The sequence below is a fragment of the Nostoc sp. CALU 546 genome (assembly GCF_048836525.1).
On record NZ_JAWJTF010000378.1, the window covers coordinates 1 to 1,767 of the forward strand.

A 1,767-nucleotide genomic window follows, 5' to 3' on the forward strand; every position below is an offset into this window, starting at 1 on the left:
CCCCCAGCCCCCTTCCCTATGAGGGAAGGGGGAGTAGGAGTAATCTTGCTCCCCTCCCCTCGCAGGGGAGGGGTTGGGGGAGAGGTCAAAGCGGTGTCATTCATTGCAAACTCTCCACATACCGCGAATAAGTTCGATAACACAATTGCATCAGTTGGCGAGGATGTCCGCCACTTTCTTGGATGAGTCGGATGATTTCTTCTTCTGTAAAACTCACAGAAGTTCTAGCCAAACGGTTGGTAATAAAAGCACGCATAGTAGCTTCATCCCAAGGATGAATGTGTTCCTCTTGGCAAATACCTGCTAACGGAGAAGTATTACCTTGCTCCTGACTATCGTTAAAAAGGTTGTTGAGGGGTTCGGTGGCAGCTAAAATCAGCTTCAACGGAGCATTACTTCCTTCAGCTAAACCGCGCAAATAATCCCTTATGTTGCGAGTAAAACCTTCGCCTGTAAGCTTTCCTACATTGTCTAGAGCCAGTAGTATTTTATGATTTCGCAAATTGCGGGTTAACTGATAGTCTTTACTTTCGGGTATACCAATCTCGTGGCACAAGGCACTATAAAATTGACTTTCATTATGAAGTAAATTCAGGTCTAAGAAAACTGGCTGACGTTTAACGTTTAGACGAGTTTCTGCTTCTTGACAAATCATCCATAGCAGCGAGGATTTACCAATTCCCTCCTCCCCAATTAAAACGACACTACTACCGCTATTTAGTACCTCTAATACTCGCCGGATTTCGCCCTCTCGGTCAAAGAATAGATACTTTTCTTCTACTCTGCCATTAAGGGGAATGAAGGGATTATGATTTAGCTCTGATTGACTATTATTGACTAGCTTTTGAGAGGTAATAAAATCAGATTTTGGCGCAGTGATATAAGGTACTTTCTTAGGATAGTGATTGTGATTTTTATTAAAAAAATTTTTAATTTCTTCGCGAAAATTTCTTTTATCAAGATCGTATATATCTAAAACTGTTTTAATCTTATCAATTAAATTTTTGCCTATTTCTTTTAAATATTGTTCTGTATATGGTTTGGCAGTAGGATTAGACTTCTTTATTTTAGAAGGCATTTGACTATAATTCATCCCTTGCCAACTTAGTAGAAAAACTTTTTCTTCTAACTTGCCCAGTAATACTACTTTTCCTTTCCTCTCCTCAAATATTTGCTTAATAGATTCTAATGCTTCTTCAGCTTCCATTTAACCTGGTTAAGTTGGTAGAGTAAAGTTAAAACCTGGATATAAGCTTAGTATTTTACAGCAAAACCTACGTAATCCTACGTCTATGTAGACATTCTTTGTATTTATGACCTAATCCTACATTTACCTACATCCTACGTATAACTATGGACTACAGGCGAGTATAGAGACATCCCAACAAGAGAGGAGTGCAAAACGATGTCTACTTACTATGCTGAAAATGAAAATTTACCCGTGCAGCAACAGCCAACAGATAAATCTCTAGATATTCCCAGCCAGACAAACAATACAGAACAACTTCTCGATATTGCTGAAAACATTACTGCTGCTTTAAACAAATCAGAGACAGTAGAATTAGTTCAAGCTGGAGGTCAAACAGCAGAAAATATTTTTAAAGTCTTAGTTCAATATGGTGGTAAACCAGTTGCAATTATCCTGGCTACTGCTGTTCTTATTGCAGCTACGGCTATACCAATCTTAGCTGTAAAGGTATCTCTGGGTCATATAACTCCAATCCATAATAGTTCCCAGACAAAATGATAGTTTTGTGTTGGGTTGCG

At 38.8% G+C, this 1,767-nt stretch carries 2 protein-coding genes; one reads left to right on the forward strand and one right to left on the reverse strand.

Annotated elements, in window-relative coordinates; genetic code table 11:
* Nucleotides 1-100 precede the first annotated feature (100 nt).
* A complete protein-coding gene (locus RRG12_RS43845) occupies nucleotides 101-1,207 on the reverse strand; it encodes an AAA family ATPase (RefSeq protein ID WP_420763255.1) in 1,107 nt (368 codons plus the stop codon).
* Nucleotides 1,208-1,405: 198 nt separating this feature from the next.
* On the opposite strand from RRG12_RS43845, the gene RRG12_RS43850 reads away from it, so the two are divergent.
* The gene (locus RRG12_RS43850; RefSeq protein ID WP_069069662.1) at nucleotides 1,406-1,747 is read left to right on the forward strand and encodes a hypothetical protein; all 342 of its coding nucleotides are present in this window, start codon (nucleotides 1,406-1,408) and stop codon (nucleotides 1,745-1,747) included.
* The last annotated feature ends 20 nt before the right edge of the window (nucleotides 1,748-1,767 follow it).

Coding starts and splice junctions, on each gene's coding strand:
- RRG12_RS43845 (WP_420763255.1), bottom strand. CDS start 1,207: ATGGAAGCTGAAGAAGCATTAGAATCTATTAAGCAAATATTTGAGGAG.
- RRG12_RS43850 (WP_069069662.1), top strand. CDS start 1,406: ATGTCTACTTACTATGCTGAAAATGAAAATTTACCCGTGCAGCAACAG.